Source organism: Pseudomonas sp. PDM01 (assembly GCF_014852325.1).
GTDB classification, from domain to species: domain Bacteria; phylum Pseudomonadota; class Gammaproteobacteria; order Pseudomonadales; family Pseudomonadaceae; genus Aquipseudomonas; species Aquipseudomonas migulae.
In genome coordinates this window covers 379,552-398,241 of sequence record NZ_JACVBK010000007.1, presented here as the reverse complement: position 1 = coordinate 398,241, position 18,690 = coordinate 379,552, and the positions used below count along the sequence as shown (strand labels likewise).

Below are 18,690 nucleotides of genomic sequence, written 5' to 3'. Positions count from 1 at the left end.
ATCTCAAGGACGCCATCGCCGGCAAGCCGGCTCCTACAAAAAGCATTTCCGGCCGTGGCATAATCGAGCCCGCTTACCCAAGCCCCGCCCCACCCCCGTGCTACCCGCACCCCCGCATCAAACCCACATCCCTGGGTGTTCGACCATAATAATTCGCTCCACTGGGGCACATGACTGTCAGGGATTACCGCATGACTACCAGCACGACCTATTCAGAAACCACGCCTGCGCAACCGACGAACTCCGCCACCCGCGTGGCGACCGCGAGTTTCATCGGCACCGCCATCGAGTTCTACGACTTCTACGTGTACGCCACTGCCGCAGCGCTGGTGATCGGTCCGGTGTTTTTTCCGCAGACCTCCGGTACGGCCCAGATGCTCTCGGCGTTTCTCACGTTCGGCATCGCGTTCCTCGCCAGGCCGCTGGGCTCGGCACTGTTCGGCCACTTCGGTGACCGCATCGGGCGCAAATCGACCCTGGTTGCCTCTTTGCTGCTGATGGGCGTGTGCACCACGCTGATCGGCGTGCTGCCGGGTTACGACAGCATCGGGGCCTGGGCGCCGATCCTGCTCTGCGTGCTGCGCTTCGGCCAGGGTTTGGGCCTGGGCGGCGAATGGGGCGGCGCGGCATTGCTGGCGACGGAAAACGCGCCCAAGGGCAAGCGCGCCTGGTTCGGCATGTTCCCGCAGCTTGGTCCGTCGATCGGCTTTCTCGCGGCCAACGGGCTGTTTTTGACGCTGGCAATGACACTGGACGACGAACAGTTCCGTTCGTGGGGCTGGCGGATCCCGTTCCTGCTCAGCGCCGCGCTGGTGATGGTCGGCCTGTACGTGCGCCTCAAGCTGCACGAAACCCCAGTGTTCGCCAATGCCATGGCCCGTCAGGAGCGAGTGAAGATCCCGCTGGTCGAGCTGTTCAGCCAGTATTGGGCGCCGATGCTGCTGGGCGCCGGTTCGATGGTGGTGTGCTACGCACTGTTCTACATCTCGACGGTGTTTTCACTGAGTTATGGCGTGTCGACGCTAGGCTACACCCGCGAAACCTTCCTCGCGCTGCTGTGTTTTGCGGTGCTGTTCATGGCCGCCGCGACACCATTGTCAGCCTGGGCCAGTGACCGTTACGGGCGCAAACCGGTGCTGATCATCGGCGGCGTGCTGGCGATTCTGTCCGGGTTCTTGATGGAACCGCTGCTGACCCAGGGTTCGACCTGGGGCGTGGCGCTGTTTCTGTGCATCGAGCTGTTTCTGATGGGCGTGACGTTTGCGCCAATGGGTGCGCTGCTGCCGGAGCTGTTTCCGACACACGTGCGTTATACCGGTGCGTCAGCGGCCTACAACCTGGGCGGCATTGTCGGAGCCTCGGCGGCGCCGTTCTTTGCGCAGAAGCTGGTGGCGATGGGCGGTTTGAGTTACGTCGGCGGGTATGTGTCGGGGGCGGCGGTGCTGAGTTTGATTGCGGTGCTGTGCCTGAAAGAGACGCGTCACAACGATTTGAATCGGGTGGCCTGATAGAAAAAGCTTCGCGGGCAAGCCTCGCTCCTACAGGTCCGCGTCGAACGACAATGGTTCGCTCGACAAATAACCTGTAGGAGCGAGGCTTGCCCGCGAAAGCCGCGCCTCGGTTTACAGCTCGACTACGACCGCCTGAGAAGCGCGGGTCGCTTTAGCACGGGCAGCCTCGATCGACTCGTCCCGCGCCAGCGCCACACCCATCCGGCGCTGACCATTCACTTCAGGTTTGCCGAACAGACGCAACGCCGTGTCCGGCTCGCTCAATGCCGCGCCGAGATTGGCGAAAGCCGTCTGGGTCGACTGCCCTTCCACCAGAATTACCGCCGAAGCCGAAGGCGCGAACTGACGGATCAACGGAATCGGTAGCCCCAGAATGGCCCGTGCGTGCAGTGCGAACTGCGACAGGTCCTGAGAAATCAGGGTCACCAGGCCGGTGTCGTGCGGGCGTGGCGAGACTTCGCTGAACCACACCTGATCGCCTTTGATGAACAGCTCGACGCCAAACAGACCACGACCGCCCAAGGCTTCGGTGACCGCCTTGGCCACACGCTCGGATTCCGCCAGGGCAACCGGGCTCATGGCTTGTGGCTGCCAGGATTCCTGATAGTCGCCCTTCTCCTGGCGGTGACCGACCGGCGCGCAGAACGTGGTGCCGCCGACGTGACGCACGGTCAGCAAGGTGATTTCGTAATCGAAGTCGATGAAGCCCTCGACGATCACCCGACCTTTACCGGCACGACCGCCTTCTTGCGCGTAATCCCACGCGGTTTTCACGTCATCGACGCTGCGCAGCAGGCTCTGGCCCTTGCCCGACGAACTCATCACCGGCTTGACCACGCACGGGAAGCCCAGGTCCTGAACGGCTTTGCTGTAATCCTCGAAGGTGTCGGCAAAGTGGTACGGCGAGGTCGGCAGGTCCAGCTCTTCAGCGGCCAGGCGACGGATGCCTTCACGGTTCATGGTCAGTTGCGCGGCGCGTGCGGTCGGGATCACGGTGAAGCCTTCGGCTTCCAGTTCGACCAGGGTCGCGGTGGCGATGGCTTCGATTTCCGGCACGATGAAGTGCGGCTTCTCGGCTTCGATCACGGCACGCAGGGCGGCGCCGTCGAGCATGTTGATCACGTGGCTGCGGTGAGCGACTTGCATGGCCGGCGCGTTGGCGTAACGGTCAACGGCAATCACTTCAACGCCCAGGCGTTGCAGCTCGATCACCACTTCCTTGCCCAACTCACCACAGCCACACATCAATACGCGGGTCGCGGTTGGCGACAATGGAGTTCCGATACGGGTCATCTCAGGTCCTCAAAGGAGCGGATCATCGAGGGTCGCGGTGCCTGGCACGCTTCCCATGGGGAGAAAGCGCGGCATTTTACATGAACCTGAGGGTTTGGCTTCAGCCGGCGATGGCCAGTTTGCGCAAGCGCCACGCCATGATCAGCCACACGACGGTCACGCCGGCGAACTTCGAGCCCATGGCGGTGAGGATCACGGCCGGGGTGAACGCGTCGATCATGCCGAAGAAGATGAAGGTATCGAGGGGAATGCTCAGGGCCGAACTTATCCACAGGCGGTCGTGCAGCGGGCGTTTGGTGATGCTGAACACCAGCCAGTCGATGCATTCGGAGACCGCGAACGCGGTGGCGCTGGCCAGGGCGATGGACGGATCGGAGGTGACATAGGACAGCACCAGCGCTGCCAGCATTGCCGCGATTGCACCGTGGCCGAAACGGGTTTGCACCATGTCGCGCAGGACGAAGACCAAACCGCCCCAAGCGGACCAGATGATGTCCAGGTGCGGCGCGGTGGAAAAGGCGTAGTTGATCAGCACGACGCTGCTGATGTAGGCGATCAGGAAGAGCATGGGACGTGAGAGTACCTGTCAATTTGGCGCACAGAGTACTGCAGAGAAGGTTGTGGTGTCAGCGCTGATGCCTTCGCGGGCAAGCCTCGCTCCTACGGATCTGCGTCGAACACGTAATTGTGGTTCAACCCTCACCCTGTAGGAGCGAGGCTTGCCCGCGAAGGGCGCACCTCAATTATCCGATTTAGCTCCGATCATCCAGAGCAACCCACTGGATTTCGCCCGCTCATGGCACAACCCCAACACCTTGCGCCGCTCTTCGTTGTCCATCCGGCTCCAGCCCGTGATTTCCGCCACGGTGCGCTGGCACCCGGTGCAGATGTCATCGTCGTCCAGCGCACAGATATTCACGCAGGGCGATAGCACCGGACGTTCGGGCGTGTTCATTCTTCCTGCTCTGCCAGATCGCGGGCATAACGCTGGGAGTTATGCACATAGTGCGCAGCGCTGGCCTCGAGCATTTTTTTCTGCGGCTCGGTCAGCTCGCGCACCACCTTGCCGGGCGAGCCCATGACCAGCGAACCGTCCGGAATCTCCTTGCCTTCGCCGATCAGCGAGTTGGCGCCGATGATGCAGTTCTTGCCGATTTTTGCGCCGTTGAGGATCACTGCATTAATACCGATCAGGCTGTAGTCACCGACGGTGCAGCCGTGGAGCATGGCGTTGTGGCCGATGGTCACGCCAGTGCCGATGGTCAGCGGGTAGCCCATGTCGGTGTGCATCACGGTGCCGTCCTGGACGTTGCTGTTCTTGCCGATCAGGATCAGTTCGTTGTCGCCACGCAGCACGGCGTTGAACCAGACGTTGGCGCCCTCTTCCAGTTTGACCTTGCCCACCAGCACGGCGTTGGGGGCAACCCAGCTTTGCGGATGGGTGTCGACGCGGGCGTCGCCCAGGCGGTATTTCATCGTGTTGTCCTCAGGCTCAGGCAGCCGCGGCTTCACGCCATACGAGCGATGGCTTCAGGTGTTGATAAAACTCTTGGGCGGCTGGTGCAGGCTGATTTTGGCGTCATAGAGCAAGTTGATCAACTCGACGATCATGATCGCGGTCAAACCCCAGATCTTGTATTCGCCATAACGATAACTCGGCACGTACCAGCTGCGGCCCTGGTAATCGATGCGATGGGTATGTTCACGCGGGTCCTTGCGGAAGAATTCCAGGGGAACGCTGAACACCGCAGCGATCTCCGCGTCGTTGGCCAGGTACTCGACAAAATCCGGGATCACGCCGACATAAGGCGTGACCTTGATGCCGTGCAGGGAAATCAGCGGGCTCAACGGCCCGATCACTTCGACCAGCCCCGGCGGCAGGCCGATTTCTTCTTCGGCCTCGCGTAGCGCGGTGAAAATCAGGTCCGGGTCTTCCGGGTCGCGGCGTCCGCCGGGGAAGGCCACTTCGCCGCCATGGGTCGAGAGCCCGCTGGCGCGCAGGGTCAGAACCAGTTCCGGTTCATCACTGCGAGTGATGGGCACCAGAACCGCGGCCTCCGGGAAACGCTTGTCGGTTTCCAGTGTGCGTGGGGTGTGGTTGCTTACTCGATGCAGTAGCTCGTCCAGCATGAGTCTTCTCGATTTATTCGCTACTTCGCATCATGCACCAATCACACCGACCGCCCAACCCCCCGAACTGCGGAGTGTCGCTAAACGACAACTTGCCGACAGACACCGCCGCACGCCAAGATAGGCGCAGCATTCAGGAACCCAAGCATGAAATTTTGCAGTCAGTGCGGCAACCCGGTCACCCAGCGCATTCCCGAAGGCGATTCGCGTCTGCGTTTTGTCTGTGACAGCTGTCAGGCGATTCACTACCAGAACCCCAATATCGTCGCCGGCTGCGTGGCGACCTGGGGCTCGAAAGTGTTGCTGTGCCGGCGCGCCATCGAGCCACGGCTCGGTTACTGGACCCTGCCCGCCGGTTTCATGGAGAACGGTGAAACCATCGAGCAGGCGGCCATTCGCGAGACCGCCGAAGAAGCCTGCGCGCGGGTGCGCAACTTGAGCATCTATACATTGATCGATGTGCCGCACATCAGTCAGGTGCATGTGTTCTTTCGCGCAGAGCTGGTGGACCTGGATTTTTCCGCCGGTCCCGAGAGTCTGGAAGTGGCACTTTTCGACGAAGCCGACATCCCGTGGTCCGACCTGGCTTTCCGCACGGTGGGCCGTACCTTAGAATGCTTCTTCGCTGACCGGCGGACCGAGGTCTACCCCGTGCGATCCGAGTCGATCCCGCCGCTTGCTCAGCCTGCCATCACTTAAAAAACATCTATAAATAAAATAGCCGCGACACCTCTTAGGGATATCGTTTCAATGCGCTGGTTGCTTGCCCTGTTTTGCTTGTCGTTCGTCGCTATCTCCCAGGCTTCCGTAGCGGAAACGCTGGACGGCAAAGTCATCGACAAAGTCCTGGTTCTCAAGTCCGCCCACCAATTGCAATTGATCAACGACGGCAAGCCGCTGAAGACCTATCGCATCTCCCTGGGCAAACGCCCCAAGGGGCCGAAGCTGATGGAAGGTGACAAACGCACGCCTGAAGGTTTCTATTGGCTGGACTGGCGCAAGGTCAGCGATAAATTCAACCTGGCGATGCACATCTCCTACCCGAACATCAGCGACTCCGCGCGCGCCCGGCGCGAAGGCGTCGAGCCCGGTGGCATGATCATGATCCACGGCACGCCGGACACCGAAGAAAACCCTGAAAACCTGTTCCACACCCTGGACTGGACCGACGGCTGCATCGCCATGCGCAACATGGACATGCGCGAGGTATGGGGCCTGGTGCCGGACGGCACGATGATCGAAATCCGCCCGTAACACCGACCTTCGGTCGCCTGTCACAAAATAAATTCTAAAGATCGCAGCCTTTGGCGGCGCCTGCTGGGTTGATACCACTCCCACCCGCAGGCACTGCCAAACGCTGCGTTTTTTGCTTGCAACGCCCTCTCCGCTAATACCACTTAAAACCAACAACCCTGTATGCCATCCGCAAAGGCAGGTTTTCCCGCGCCAACAACAAAGTGGTCTCATTGACATGGTATTCAAGTGGTATTAGTTTCCGCTGCACTACCGGGCGACAACACTCCAATATCCGCATCGGACACCCAACATGAATGACCTCCAGGCCCTGCGCCCTGACGACACCCAACCCACGCCGCTGTACCTGCAACTGGCGCGTAATCTGGAAGCGGCGATCCACGCCGGCCAGTGGAAAGCCGAGCAGGCGATGCCGTCGGAACGCAACCTCAGCGAAATACTGGGCATCTCCCGCGTCACCGCCCGCAAGGCGTTGGAAGTGCTGTTCGATCAAGGCTTGATCCGGCGCAATCAAGGGTCCGGCACCTTCATCACCCCGCGCCTGGAACAACCGCTGTCACGCCTCTCGGGGTTCAGCGAGATGCTGCGGCTGAAAGGTTTCGTCCCCGGCTCGCAATGGCTGGAACGGGAAATCACCCCACCGACCCACGAAGAACTGATTCGCCTCGGCCTGTCGCCAAACGACAAGGTTGCCCGGCTCAAACGCCTGCGCAAAGCCGACGACACGGTAATGGCAATCGAGATGAGCACCCTGCCCGCCTCGATCATTCCCAAGCCGCAAGCGGTGGGCGATTCCCTCTACGAATACCTCGACGGCATCGGCAAACCGGTGGTCCGCGCCTTGCAGCACATCCAGGCGATCAACGCCTCGGACGAATTCGCCGCACTGGTCGGCATCGCCCCCGGCACCGCCATGTTGCTGATGACCCGGGTCGGCTACCTCGAAGACAACACGCCGATCGAAGTCACCGACACCTATTGCCGCAACGACTACTACGACTTTGTCGCAGAGCTGCGTAGATAAAGAGCTTCGCCGCTAAGAACCGAGACCCCATCATGTCCGAAGACAACATCCTCACCGCCGGCGGCTGGATACGCGGCCGGCTGATTCACGAACACGGCAAGGTCCTGTCGATCGAAGGCGTGCCGTGCGATCCGGCAGACAACGACCTGCCTTACTTATTGCCCGGTTTCATCGACCTGCACGTTCACGGCGGCGGTGGCAAAGACATCATGGAAGGCGCGACCGCCTTCGAAACCATCACCCGAACCCACGTGCGTTTCGGCACCACCTCGTTGCTGGCGACCACCATGACCGCGCCGAGCGAAGAGATTTCCAGTGTGCTCAAAGCCGTCGGCGAGTTCTGCGAACAACGCCCGAGCGGCAGCGCCCGCGTGCTCGGTGTGCACCTGGAAGGCCCGTACATCAACCCCGGCAAACTTGGCGCGCAACCGAATTTCGCCCATACCGCGTTGATGACCGAAGTCGAGGAATACCTGGCCCTGGCGCCGATCCGGGTCATCACCATCGCCCCGGAAATCGCCGGCCACGATGCCCTGATCCGCGCCCTCAGTGCGCGCGGCGTGCGCATGCAGATCGGCCACACCCTTGGCAGTTACGAGGAAGGTGTGGCCGCACTGGCCGCCGGCGCGAGCAGTTTTACCCACCTCTACAACGCCATGAGCCCGCTGCATCATCGCGAGCCTGGCATCGTCGGCGCAGCGTTGGCGCATGCGAAATACGCGGAACTGATTCCGGACTTGCTGCATGTGCACCCCGGTGCGATGCGCGTAGCCCTGCGCTCGATACCGTGCCTGTATTGCGTTACCGACTCCACTGCCGCCGCCGGCATGCCGGACGGTGAATACAAGCTAGGTAGCCACACGGTGACCAAATGCCTGGGCGGCGTGCGCCTGGCCGACGGCACCCTGGCCGGCAGCACGCTGACCATGGATCAGGCGTTGCGCAACCTGGTGAAGATCGGTTTGCCGATCGCCGAGGCTTCGCAACGTCTTTCGCAATTCCCCGCCGACTACCTCGGCATCACCGAACGCGGACGCCTGCAACCCGGCGCCTGGGCCGACTGCGTGCGGCTGGATCGCTCACTCACACTGACCGCCGTCATGGTCGAAGGAGAAGACATTGACTTCAAAAATGCTTGAAGAGGCGCTGTCCTCGTTCGAAGCCGTGCAGGCGCAGTTGCAGCAACTCGACCCGCAGATGATCGAGATTGCCGGGCGTCTGCGCCGTCAGCCGCCGCAAGTGGCGATGACCGTCGCACGCGGCAGTTCCGACCATGCCGCCAGCTACTTCGCCTACCTGACCATGCAGCAACTGGGGATTCCCGTGGCGTCGCTGCCGATGTCGGTGGTGACCATGCAACAAGCGCCGTTGAAGGTCAGCGGTCAGGTGGCGTTTGCCTTCTCGCAATCAGGGCAAAGCCCGGATCTGGTGAACAGCCTGCGTCTGTTGCGCAAACGCGGCGCCTTGAGCATTTCCATGGTCAACGCCGAAAGTTCGCCGCTGGAAGCCGCGTGCGAATTCAGCCTGCCGCTGTGCGCGGGGACGGAAAGCAGCGTCGCCGCGACCAAGAGTTTTATCGCCACCCTCAGCGCCAGCGCCCGCCTGATCGCGCACTGGAAAGAAGACGAGCAATTGCTCGAAGCCGGCCACGCCTTGCCGGAAGGTCTGCGCGAAGCGGCGCAGCAGGACTGGAGCCTGGCCATCGATGCCCTGCGCGATTGCCAGCGCTTGATGGTGATCGGCCGTGGCGCCGGCTTCGCTATCGCCCAGGAAGCGGCGCTCAAATTCAAGGAAACCTCGGTGATTCAGGCCGAAGCCTTCAGCAGCGCCGAAGTCCGTCACGGCCCGATGGCGTTGATCGACGAGCACTATCCGCTGCTGGTGTTCGCCCCACGCGGTGCCGAGCAGGCGGGCCTGATCAGTCTCGCATCCGACATGCGTCTGCGGGGTGCCCGCGTATTGCTGGCCGCGCCGGATGACATCGCCGAACGAGACCTCACCCTGACCCGCGCCGAACACCCGGCCCTCGATCCGATTCTGGCGATCCAGAGTTTCTACGTCATGGCCGCCGGTCTGGCGGTGGCGCGCGGCATGGACCCGGACCAGCCACGGCACCTGAGCAAAGTCACGCGAACGCATTGATTCGAATGGTGAATGCATCCCCCTGCAGGAGCCGAGCTTGCTCGCGAAGACGTTGGTACATCCGACGCATCATCTGCGGCTGAAATGCCGCCTTCGCGAGCAAGCTCGGCTCCTGCAGGGGACGGCGTTGATACGAACTGTTGTTTTTTGATGAGACCGAGCCATGCACAACAATAATAAAGAGCTGACCCTCAGCGCCCCGCTCAGCGGCCCGGTGCTCACACTCGCCAAAGTCCCGGACCCGGTGTTCGCCAGCGGCGCGATGGGCGACGGGATCGCCATCGATCCGCTGAACGATACCCTGCACGCGCCGTGCGCCGGCGTCGTGGTACACGTCGCCCGCACCGGCCATGCCATCACCTTGCGCGCCGACAACGGCGCCGAATTGCTGCTGCACCTGGGCCTGGACACCGTCGAGCTGCAGGGCAACGGGTTCTCGATGCTGGTCAAGGAAGGGGCGCGCGTCGCCAATGGCCAGCCACTGCTGCGCTATGACCTGGACAAGGTCGCGCAGCAGTGCAAAAGCCTTGTCAGCCTGATGATCCTGACCAACAGCGAGGACTTTCAGGCGCGGCCAATCACGCTGAAATCGGTGAAGGTCGGCGAACCGTTGCTGCACATCATTCGTCGGCAGGCGTCTGGCGCGCAGGCAGAAGCGGACCTGTCCGGGGAAGCGTTTGTCGGCCACATCCGTATCGCCCATCGGGGTGGTTTACACGCCCGGCCGGCAGCGCTGATCCGCCAGACCGCACAAGGTTTCAAAAGCAAATCACAGCTGCACTTCGCCGGCAAATCGGCGCGCTGCGACAGCCTGATCGGGCTGATGGGGCTGGCCATCGGTGAGCAGGACGAGGTTCAGGTCAGCTGTCAGGGCACGGATGCCGAAGCGGCGCTGCAAGCGTTGTTGACGGCATTGTCCACCGCGCTGACCGAAGACAGTCACGCCATCGCGCCAACACCGATTGCCCAGCGTGGGCGTGCAGCCGAAGCGGGTGTGCTTCATGGTGTGTGCGCCGCGCCCGGCCTGGTCGGCGGACCGCTATTTCGCTTGAACGCGATCAGCCTGCCGGAGGACGCCGGCAACCACGTTCCAGAGCAACAGCACCAAGCCCTGGATACCGCGCTGAATATCGTACGCCGCGAAATCGACACCACGCTGGCCCAAGCCAGGAAGCACAAGGACACCGACGAAGAAGCGATCTTCGCCGCGCACCTCGCCCTGCTCGAGGACCCGGCGCTGTTGGATGCAGCGCACGCCGCCATCGACCGGGGCGTGGCCGCGACTCACGCCTGGAGCCAATCGATCGACGTGCAATGCGACGTGTTGCAGCAACTCGGCAGCCCATTGCTGGCCGAACGCGCCAACGACTTGCGCGACCTCAAGCAACGGGTGTTGCGCGCGCTACTCGGTGAGCGCTGGCACTACGACGTGCCGGCTGGCGCCATCGTCGCCGCGCATGAACTGACCCCGTCCGACTTGCTGCAACTCAGCCAGCAAGGGGTCGCCGGGCTGTGCATGGCCGAGGGCGGCGCGACATCCCACGTGGCAATTCTCGCTCGCGGCAAAGGCTTGCCGTGCATGGTCGCGCTGGGGTTGGCGCTGCTGGATCAGCAACAGGGCCAGGCGGTGGTGCTGGATGCCGACGGTGGGCGTCTCGAACTCGTGCCTTCTGCCCAGCGCATGGCCGACGTGCATCAGGCGCAACGGGACCACCAGCAACGTCGAGCGCTGCAACAATCTCAGGCGCATACCCAGGCGCTGACGCTCGACGGGGTGCAGATCGAAGTCGCCGCCAATGTCGCCTCCAGCGCTGAGGCGGCCGATGCGCTGGCCAACGGCGCCGATGGCGTCGGCCTGCTGCGCACCGAGTTCCTGTTCGTCGACCGCCACACTGCGCCGGACGAAGAGGAGCAGCGTGTCGCCTATCAAGCGGTGCTCGACGCCATGGGCGACAAGTCGGTGATTATCCGCACCATCGACGTCGGCGGCGACAAGCAGCTCGATTACCTGCCATTGCCGGCCGAGGCCAATCCGGTGCTCGGCTTGCGCGGGATTCGCCTGGCTCAGGCCCGTCCGGAAATTCTCGATCAGCAACTGCGCGCCCTGCTGCACGTCAGCCCGTTGTCACGCTGCCGGATCCTGCTGCCGATGGTCACCGAAGTCGACGAGCTGTTGCACGTCCGCCAGCGTCTCGAGGCCTTGTGCGCGGAGCTCGGTGTCAGCGAGCGCCCGGAGCTGGGGGTGATGATCGAAGTCCCGGCCGCCGCGTTGCTGGCCGAGCAACTGGCCGAACACGCGGACTTCCTGTCCATCGGCACCAACGATTTGTCCCAGTACACCCTGGCGATGGACCGCGACCACGCCGGCCTCGCGTCGCGGGTCGATGCCATGCACCCGGCGCTGCTGCGGCTGATCGCCCAGACCTGCGCCGGTGCCGCCGTGCATGGCCGCTGGGTCGGCGTGTGCGGCGCGCTCGCCTCCGATCCGCTGGCGACGCCGGTCCTGATTGGCCTGGGCGTCAGCGAGTTGTCGGTCAGCCCGGTGCAAGTCGGCGAAATCAAGGACCGCGTGCGCCACCTCGACGCCAGCGAATGCCGACGCATCAGCCACGGCCTGCTCAAGCTGAGCAGCGCCAGCGCGGTGCGTCACGCCTGTCATCAACATTGGCCTCTGAGCTGAACAACTAATAACAAGAATCCAGGGAGATCCGCCATGTACCAATACTTCATCGAAGGCCTGCAGCGCCTCGGCCGTGCGCTGATGCTGCCGATCGCGATCCTGCCGATTGCCGGGTTGCTGCTGCGCCTGGGCGACACCGACCTGCTGGACATCGCGATCATCCACGATGCCGGTCAGGTCATCTTTGCCAACCTGGCGATGATTTTCGCCATCGGCATCGCGGTCGGCTTCGCCAAGGACAACAATGGCACCGCCGGCCTCGCTGGTGTGATTGGCTACCTGGTGATGATCTCCACCCTCAAGGTGCTCGACGCGAGCATCAACATGGGCATGCTCGCGGGGATCGTCAGCGGCTTGATGGCCGGCGCGCTGTACAACCGTTTCAAAGACATCAAGCTCCCGGAATACCTGGCGTTCTTCGGCGGCCGGCGCTTTGTGCCGATCATCACCGGGTTCGCCGCAGTCGGCCTGGGCGTGGTGTTCGGCCTGATCTGGCCGCCGATCCAGCACGGCATCAACAGCTTCGGCGTATTGATGCTGGAAAGCGGCAGTGTGGGCGCCTTCATTTTCGGCGTGCTCAACCGCCTGCTGATCGTGACCGGCCTGCACCACATCATCAACAACATGGCGTGGTTCGTCTTCGGCAACTTCACTGACCCGGCCACGGGCGCACTGGTGACCGGCGATATCTCGCGCTACTTCGCCGGTGACCCCAAGGGCGGCCAATTCACTACCGGCATGTTCCCGGTGATGCTCTTCGGCCTGCCAGCGGCGTGCCTGGCGATGTACCGCAATGCGTTGCCGGAACGGCGCAAAGTGATGGGCGGGATCTTCCTGTCGATGGCCCTGACCTCGTTCCTGACTGGGGTGACCGAGCCGATCGAATTCGCCTTCATGTTTCTCGCGCCGCTGCTGTATCTGCTGCACGCGCTGCTGACGGGGCTGTCGATGGCAGTCACCAACCTGCTGAACATCCACCTCGGTTTCACCTTCTCCGGCGGCTTCATCGACATGATTCTCGGCTGGGGGAAATCCACTAATGGGTGGCGAGTGATCCCGGTGGGCCTGGCCTATGCGGTGATTTATTACACGGTGTTCGATTTCTGCATTCGCCGGTTCAACCTGAAGACGCCGGGGCGTGAAGAGGTGACCACGGCCGAGAAAGCGCGAGTGGCAGAAAACCAACGGGCCGGGGCGTACATCAAGGCGCTGGGCGGTGCGCAGAATTTGCTCACCGTCGGTGCCTGCACCACACGACTGCGACTGGACATGGTGGATCGCAACAAGGCCAACGATGCCGAGCTCAAAGCACTGGGCGCTATGGCTGTGGTGCGTCCGGGCAAGGGCGGGAGTTTGCAGGTAGTGGTCGGGCCGATGGCCGACAGCATTGCCGATGAAATCCGCCTGGCGATGCCGGCACTGGGTCGTGCGGCGGTGTCGACACCGGCGGCTGCGATTGATACGCCTGCCCCCGCTGCAGTGGAGCACCCGCAAGCACAGCGCTGGCTGAATGCGTTGGGTGGTGGGGAAAACGTCTTGCAGATGGATTGCGTCGCCATGACCCGGATTCGCCTGCAACTGGCCGACGGCAAGGCCCTGTCGGAATGTGATTTGAAGGCGTTGGGTTGCCAGGGGGTCAGTCAACTGGACGGTGGCATCTGGCATCTGTTGGTCGGCGACAAGGCGCCGAGTCTGACCGATGCGCTGGAGGCGTTGGTCAATCGCAGTGAGGTGAGTGCCAAGGTTTAGCTCTGCAGTGCCTGACCATCCGCTATCGCTGGCAAGTCGGGTCGCCGCATCGCAGCTCCTACAAAGGTTACGCATACCCTGTAGGAGCTGGCTGCCAGCGATGAGGCCGCACAAACGCCAAAAATCCCCAACCCTGTCGAAAACCTGAACGCACATCATGAAACACCCCCGACCATTGAAACCACCCCCCACCTGCCCCATCTAAGACCCATACCCCATTGCGCAGGTGCCCCATGAGCGACCAGCAAGAATTCCCCGAAGACCCGAGCGACTACGCCGACCCCGAAAACGCCCCGCACCACTCCACCGGCAAAGGCCTCGCCCTGCCCGGCCAGAACCTGCCGGACAAGGTCTACATCATCCCGATCCACAACCGCCCGTTCTTCCCGGCCCAAGTGCTGCCGGTGATCGTCAATGAAGAACCGTGGGCTGAAACGCTGGATCTGGTGAGCAAATCCGATCACCACTCCCTGGCCCTGTTCTACATGGACACGCCCCAGGAAGACCCGCGCCATTTCGACACCTCGGCCCTGCCGCTCTATGGCACGCTGGTCAAGGTGCACCACGCCAGCCGCGAAAACGGCAAACTGCAATTCGTCGCCCAGGGCCTGACCCGCGTACGCCTCAAGACCTGGCTCAAGCACCATCGCCCGCCGTACCTGGTGGAAGTCGAGTACCCGCACCAGCCCACCGAGCCGACCGACGAGGTCAAGGCCTACGGCATGGCGCTGATCAACGCGATCAAGGAACTGCTGCCGCTCAACCCGCTGTACAGCGAAGAGCTGAAGAACTACCTCAACCGCTTCAGCCCCAACGATCCGTCGCCGCTGACCGACTTCGCCGCCGCCCTGACGTCGGCGACCGGCAGCGAGCTGCAAGAAGTGCTCGACTGCGTGCCGATGCTCAAGCGCATGGAAAAAGTCCTGCCGATGCTGCGCAAGGAAGTTGAAGTCGCGCGCCTGCAAAAAGAAATTTCCGCCGAAGTTAACCGCAAGATCGGCGAGCATCAGCGCGAGTTTTTCCTCAAAGAACAGTTAAAAGTCATCCAGCAAGAGCTGGGCCTGACCAAGGATGACCGCAGCGCCGACATCGAGCAGTTCGAACAGCGCCTGGTCGGCAAGGTGTTGTCGACGCAGGCGCAGAAACGCATCGAAGAGGAAATGAACAAGCTCTCGATCCTCGAGACCGGTTCACCGGAGTACGCGGTCACCCGCAACTACCTCGACTGGGCGACCTCGGTGCCGTGGGGCGTGTATGGCGAGGACAAACTCGACCTCAAGCACGCCCGCAAGGTGCTGGACAAGCACCACGCCGGTCTCGACGACATCAAGGACCGCATCCTCGAGTTCCTCGCGGTCGGAGCCTATAAAGGCGAGATCAGCGGTTCCATCGTGCTGCTGGTCGGTCCGCCGGGCGTGGGTAAAACCAGCGTCGGCAAGTCCATCGCCGAATCCCTTGGCCGACCGTTCTATCGTTTCAGCCTCGGCGGCATGCGCGACGAAGCCGAGATCAAGGGCCACCGCCGCACCTACATTGGTGCGATGCCGGGCAAACTCGTGCAAGCGTTGAAAGACGTCGAAGTGATGAACCCGGTGATCATGCTCGACGAAATCGACAAGATGGGCCAGAGCTACCAGGGCGATCCGGCCTCGGCGCTGCTGGAAACCCTCGACCCGGAACAGAACGTCGAATTCCTCGACCATTACCTGGACCTGCGTCTGGACCTGTCGAAAGTGCTGTTCGTCTGCACCGCCAACACCCTCGATTCAATCCCCGGCCCGTTGCTGGACCGGATGGAAGTGATTCGCCTGTCGGGTTACATCACCGAAGAAAAAATCGCCATCGCCAAACGTCATCTGTGGCCCAAGCAGCTTGAGAAGGCGGGCGTGTCGAAAGGCAGCCTGAGCATCAGCGACACCGCGTTGAAGGCGCTGATCGACGGTTACGCCCGTGAAGCCGGGGTGCGGCAGTTGGAAAAACAACTGGGCAAACTGGTGCGCAAGGCGGTGATGAAGTTGATCGACGAGCCAAAAGCGGTGATCAAGCTCGGCCCGAAAGACCTCGAAGCCTCACTCGGCCACCCGGTGTTCCGCAACGAGCAAGTGCTGTCCGGTACCGGCGTGATCACCGGGCTGGCCTGGACCAGCATGGGCGGCGCGACACTGCCGATTGAAGCGACGCGGATTCACACGCTCAACCGTGGTTTCAAACTCACCGGGCAATTGGGTGACGTGATGAAGGAGTCGGCGGAAATTGCCTACAGCTACGTCAGCTCGAATCTGAAGTCGTTTGGCGGCGATCCGAAGTTCTTCGACGAGGCTTTCGTCCACCTGCACGTACCGGAAGGCGCCACCCCGAAAGACGGCCCGAGCGCCGGCGTGACGATGGCCAGCGCCTTGCTCTCGCTGGCACGTAATCAGCCGCCGAAAAAAGGCGTGGCCATGACCGGCGAACTGACGCTGACCGGGCATGTTTTGCCGATTGGCGGAGTGCGCGAGAAGGTGATTGCGGCGCGGCGGCAGAAGATTTTTGAATTGATTCTGCCGGAGCCGAATCGCGGGAGTTTTGATGAATTGCCGGATTATCTGAAGGAAGGGATTACCGTGCATTTTGCCAAGCGCTTTGCGGATGTGGCGAAGGTGTTGTTTTAATTCATCGCCTCACTGCACAACGACCACCTGTCGGAGCTGACACTTCTGACAGGTGGATTCATTTCCCTGCCCTGATAAAACGGTTGCTCATATCCTCATTAAAGTGAGAGCAATCATGGAAGCAAAAACGCAATTAGCCCCTCCGACTATCTTGAGTCCTAAAGAGGGGGATAAGGTTGAAAAACTGGTAATGAACGGGGTAGGCGAACCGCTCGCCTTCATTGAGCTGAACTTCAGTTTTTGGACTGAAGACAATTGGAAACCCATGACCGAGGTAAAACAGGACGGGACGTGGAGTTTTACACCCGAAGCAGCAGGACTTAATACACCTATGCAAGCTTGGATTCGTGTAAGGCAACGACGGTATTGGCCAGAAGAAATATCCGAACCAACCGAAAAAGTAAATTACCAAAAACTGCTTGATCGACCAGAAATAACCAAACCTCTTGAGGGAGAGTCACTTCCTCTGATCGAGCAAACTATCCAAGGAAATGCATTCCCCTTAAGGGCTCGGGTCGACATCGAACTGATCAAGGTAAGTCCATTACCCATTGGCACATACAAAACCAGTATTTATTCTGATGGCGGCGGTTATTGGAAGGCAACACCCAACTGGGCGCTGACCCCTGGTTCTTATGTACTGAAGGCCATGCAAACAATAACAAACAATAACAAACAATCATGGAAAAACACATGAGTCGAACTGGACTCACGACTTGCCCATCATCATAAAGTGACTCTGCTTTTGCTCCGTAAAAAAGCAGAAAAGTGCATAGCGGGTATAGCTGAAAATCTGTGGCAGAAGATCTTTGAATTGATTCTGCCGGAGCCTAACCGTGGGAGTTTTGATGAGTTCCGGATTATCTGAAGGAAGGGATTACCGTGCATTTTGCCAAGCGGTTTGCGGATGTGGCGAAGGTGTTGTTCTGATAATCATGTAGCGCCTGCAAGATCGCCATCGCCGGCAAGCCGGCTCCTACAAAGTATGGGTGTCAGCCACAAAAAATGTGAGCGGCACAAATCCCCTGTAGGAGCCGGCTTGCCGGCGATGGCGCCTGCACGGCCAACATCACTCCCCAGGCCGTCACAATTTGTCTCATCTTCAGTTATGCTCGCCGTTCGTCGTGAATGCCGGAGCCACTGCCCCCATGTCCCCCACCCGCCTGTTTGTCCCCTTCGCCCTCGCCTTGCTGGCCGCGTGCGCCACGCAACCGAAACAGAACGTGACCGTGGAAAAACAAAGCGAATGCCCCGTGCAACTGCACAACGGGCAAAACCTGATCCTGTCCCTGCCGAGCAACCCGACCACGGGTTACCGCTGGGCGATCCAGGATTCGGCCGGTGGCGTATTACGCGCTCTGGGGCCAGAAGTTTATCGAAACCCGGAAGATGCCGGTGTCGTGGGCGCAGCCGGTGTGTCGACCTGGCGCTTTCAGGCGTTCGCGGCCGGTTCGGGGCGCTTGCGCCTGACCTCGCAACAACCCTGGGCGCCGGAAGTGCCGGCGGTGGAAACCTTCGACTGCGCGATCTCGGTTAACTGATCATGGGCTGGCTGATTCTGGCGCTGATGGGCGCGGTGACCTTTCTTTACGGCCTGAGCGTGCACGCCGCGCTGCTCTGCCTGCTGGTCAAACCGTTGCCCGTGCTGGCCTTGCTCGGCTGGCTGCACGATGCGCCGCCCAGCGAATATCGACGCTGGATCAGCCTGGGCTTGATCTTTTCCCTGCTCGGCGATGTCTTGCTCGCGTGGCCGGGGGATTTGTTTGTGTTCGGCCTCGGGGCGTTTTTGGTCGCGCACCTTGCCTATCTGAAAGCTTATTTGAGTGATTGCCGGCGGTTGGCGGTGCTGCCGTTGATCCTCGCGCTGGGCGTCGGCGCGGTGCTGTTGGGGATTTTGATTGCCAATGGTTTGGGCCCCCTGCTGATCCCGGTGATTGTCTACGGCCTGGCCATCAGCGCCATGCTTTGGCGGGCACTGGCTCGCCTGGGCACCGATGTACCGAAGCGCTCTGCGCTGCTGGCGGCGGCGGGTGCGTTGGCGTTTGTGTTTTCAGATAGCGTGATTGGTATCAATCGGTTTGTTGCGCCGTTTCATGCCGCGCCTTACGTCATCATCCTCAGTTACTGGCTGGGGCAATGGGGGATTGCGGCGTCGGCGTTCGGCACCAAACCGCGCTGAACTCATCGCGAGCAGGCTCGCTCCCACAGGTACAGCGCAATCCCTGTAGGAGCGAGCCTGCTCGCGAAGCAATGTCC

At 61.4% G+C, this 18,690-nt stretch carries 17 protein-coding genes and 1 pseudogene; 13 read left to right on the top strand and 5 right to left on the bottom strand.

What is annotated here, in order from left to right; translation table 11 throughout:
• The first annotated feature begins 191 nt into the window (after positions 1-191).
• Positions 192-1,508 (top strand): MFS transporter, encoded by a 1,317-nt coding sequence (locus IB246_RS20010; protein WP_008042381.1) that lies wholly within the window; start codon positions 192-194, stop codon positions 1,506-1,508.
• A 114-nt stretch (positions 1,509-1,622) separates the two neighbouring features.
• Here IB246_RS20010 and purT read toward each other — a convergent pair whose 3' ends face one another.
• The 5 genes from purT to IB246_RS19985 all read right to left on the bottom strand — a co-directional run bounded on the left by purT (position 1,623) and on the right by IB246_RS19985 (position 4,934).
• Positions 1,623-2,804, bottom strand: coding sequence for a formate-dependent phosphoribosylglycinamide formyltransferase (gene purT / locus IB246_RS20005; RefSeq protein WP_008042382.1), 1,182 nt, complete (start codon positions 2,802-2,804; stop codon positions 1,623-1,625).
• A gap of 100 nt (positions 2,805-2,904) precedes the next feature.
• Entirely contained in the window at positions 2,905-3,372 is a 468-nt protein-coding gene (locus IB246_RS20000) for a VUT family protein (protein ID WP_008042383.1), read from the bottom strand.
• Between the two features lie 171 nt (positions 3,373-3,543).
• Positions 3,544-3,759 (bottom strand): DUF1289 domain-containing protein, encoded by a 216-nt coding sequence (locus IB246_RS19995; protein WP_008042384.1) that lies wholly within the window; start codon positions 3,757-3,759, stop codon positions 3,544-3,546.
• Positions 3,756-4,280, bottom strand: a complete 525-nt coding sequence (locus IB246_RS19990) for a gamma carbonic anhydrase family protein (protein WP_008025583.1) — start codon at positions 4,278-4,280, stop codon at positions 3,756-3,758. The genes IB246_RS19995 and IB246_RS19990 overlap by 4 nt, the downstream gene beginning before the upstream one ends.
• A 54-nt stretch (positions 4,281-4,334) precedes the next feature.
• A complete protein-coding gene (locus tag IB246_RS19985; RefSeq protein ID WP_008042385.1) occupies positions 4,335-4,934 on the bottom strand; it encodes a CoA pyrophosphatase in 600 nt (199 codons plus the stop codon).
• 147 nt (positions 4,935-5,081) lie between these two features.
• Between IB246_RS19985 and IB246_RS19980 the strand changes: the two genes are divergently transcribed.
• The 12 genes and pseudogenes from IB246_RS19980 (at position 5,082) to IB246_RS19930 (ending at position 18,613) form a co-directional block, all read left to right on the top strand.
• Complete coding sequence (locus tag IB246_RS19980) at positions 5,082-5,633, top strand: NUDIX hydrolase (protein WP_008042386.1); 552 nt, start codon at positions 5,082-5,084, stop codon at positions 5,631-5,633.
• 51 nt (positions 5,634-5,684) lie between these two features.
• A complete protein-coding gene (locus IB246_RS19975) occupies positions 5,685-6,188 on the top strand; it encodes a L,D-transpeptidase family protein (protein WP_008025576.1) in 504 nt (167 codons plus the stop codon).
• 292 nt (positions 6,189-6,480) lie between these two features.
• Positions 6,481-7,212, top strand: a complete 732-nt coding sequence (locus tag IB246_RS19970) for a GntR family transcriptional regulator (protein ID WP_008042387.1) — start codon at positions 6,481-6,483, stop codon at positions 7,210-7,212.
• Positions 7,213-7,244: 32 nt separating this feature from the next.
• Positions 7,245-8,351 (top strand): N-acetylglucosamine-6-phosphate deacetylase, encoded by a 1,107-nt coding sequence (gene nagA, locus IB246_RS19965; RefSeq protein ID WP_008042388.1) that lies wholly within the window; start codon positions 7,245-7,247, stop codon positions 8,349-8,351.
• Positions 8,332-9,354, top strand: a complete 1,023-nt coding sequence (locus tag IB246_RS19960; RefSeq protein ID WP_008042390.1) for an SIS domain-containing protein — start codon at positions 8,332-8,334, stop codon at positions 9,352-9,354. Before nagA ends, IB246_RS19960 begins: the two co-directional genes overlap by 20 nt.
• Positions 9,355-9,517: 163 nt before the next feature.
• Positions 9,518-12,034, top strand: coding sequence for a phosphoenolpyruvate--protein phosphotransferase (gene ptsP, locus IB246_RS19955; RefSeq protein WP_008042392.1), 2,517 nt, complete (start codon positions 9,518-9,520; stop codon positions 12,032-12,034).
• Positions 12,035-12,067: 33 nt separating this feature from the next.
• Positions 12,068-13,783, top strand: coding sequence for an N-acetylglucosamine-specific PTS transporter subunit IIBC (gene nagE, locus IB246_RS19950; RefSeq protein ID WP_008042393.1), 1,716 nt, complete (start codon positions 12,068-12,070; stop codon positions 13,781-13,783).
• Positions 13,784-14,016: 233 nt separating this feature from the next.
• Positions 14,017-16,434 (top strand): endopeptidase La, encoded by a 2,418-nt coding sequence (gene lon, locus IB246_RS19945; RefSeq protein WP_008042395.1) that lies wholly within the window; start codon positions 14,017-14,019, stop codon positions 16,432-16,434.
• A gap of 115 nt (positions 16,435-16,549) precedes the next feature.
• Positions 16,550-17,131 (top strand): hypothetical protein, encoded by a 582-nt coding sequence (locus IB246_RS19940; protein WP_192230157.1) that lies wholly within the window; start codon positions 16,550-16,552, stop codon positions 17,129-17,131.
• A gap of 102 nt (positions 17,132-17,233) precedes the next feature.
• Positions 17,234-17,364, top strand: a pseudogene (locus IB246_RS29105) (S16 family serine protease); the annotation flags it as partial.
• A 218-nt stretch (positions 17,365-17,582) separates the two neighbouring features.
• Positions 17,583-17,975, top strand: a complete 393-nt coding sequence (locus IB246_RS19935) for a protease inhibitor I42 family protein (RefSeq protein WP_008042397.1) — start codon at positions 17,583-17,585, stop codon at positions 17,973-17,975.
• Positions 17,976-17,977: 2 nt separating this feature from the next.
• Positions 17,978-18,613 (top strand): lysoplasmalogenase, encoded by a 636-nt coding sequence (locus tag IB246_RS19930; RefSeq protein ID WP_008042398.1) that lies wholly within the window; start codon positions 17,978-17,980, stop codon positions 18,611-18,613.
• Positions 18,614-18,690 lie beyond the last annotated feature (77 nt).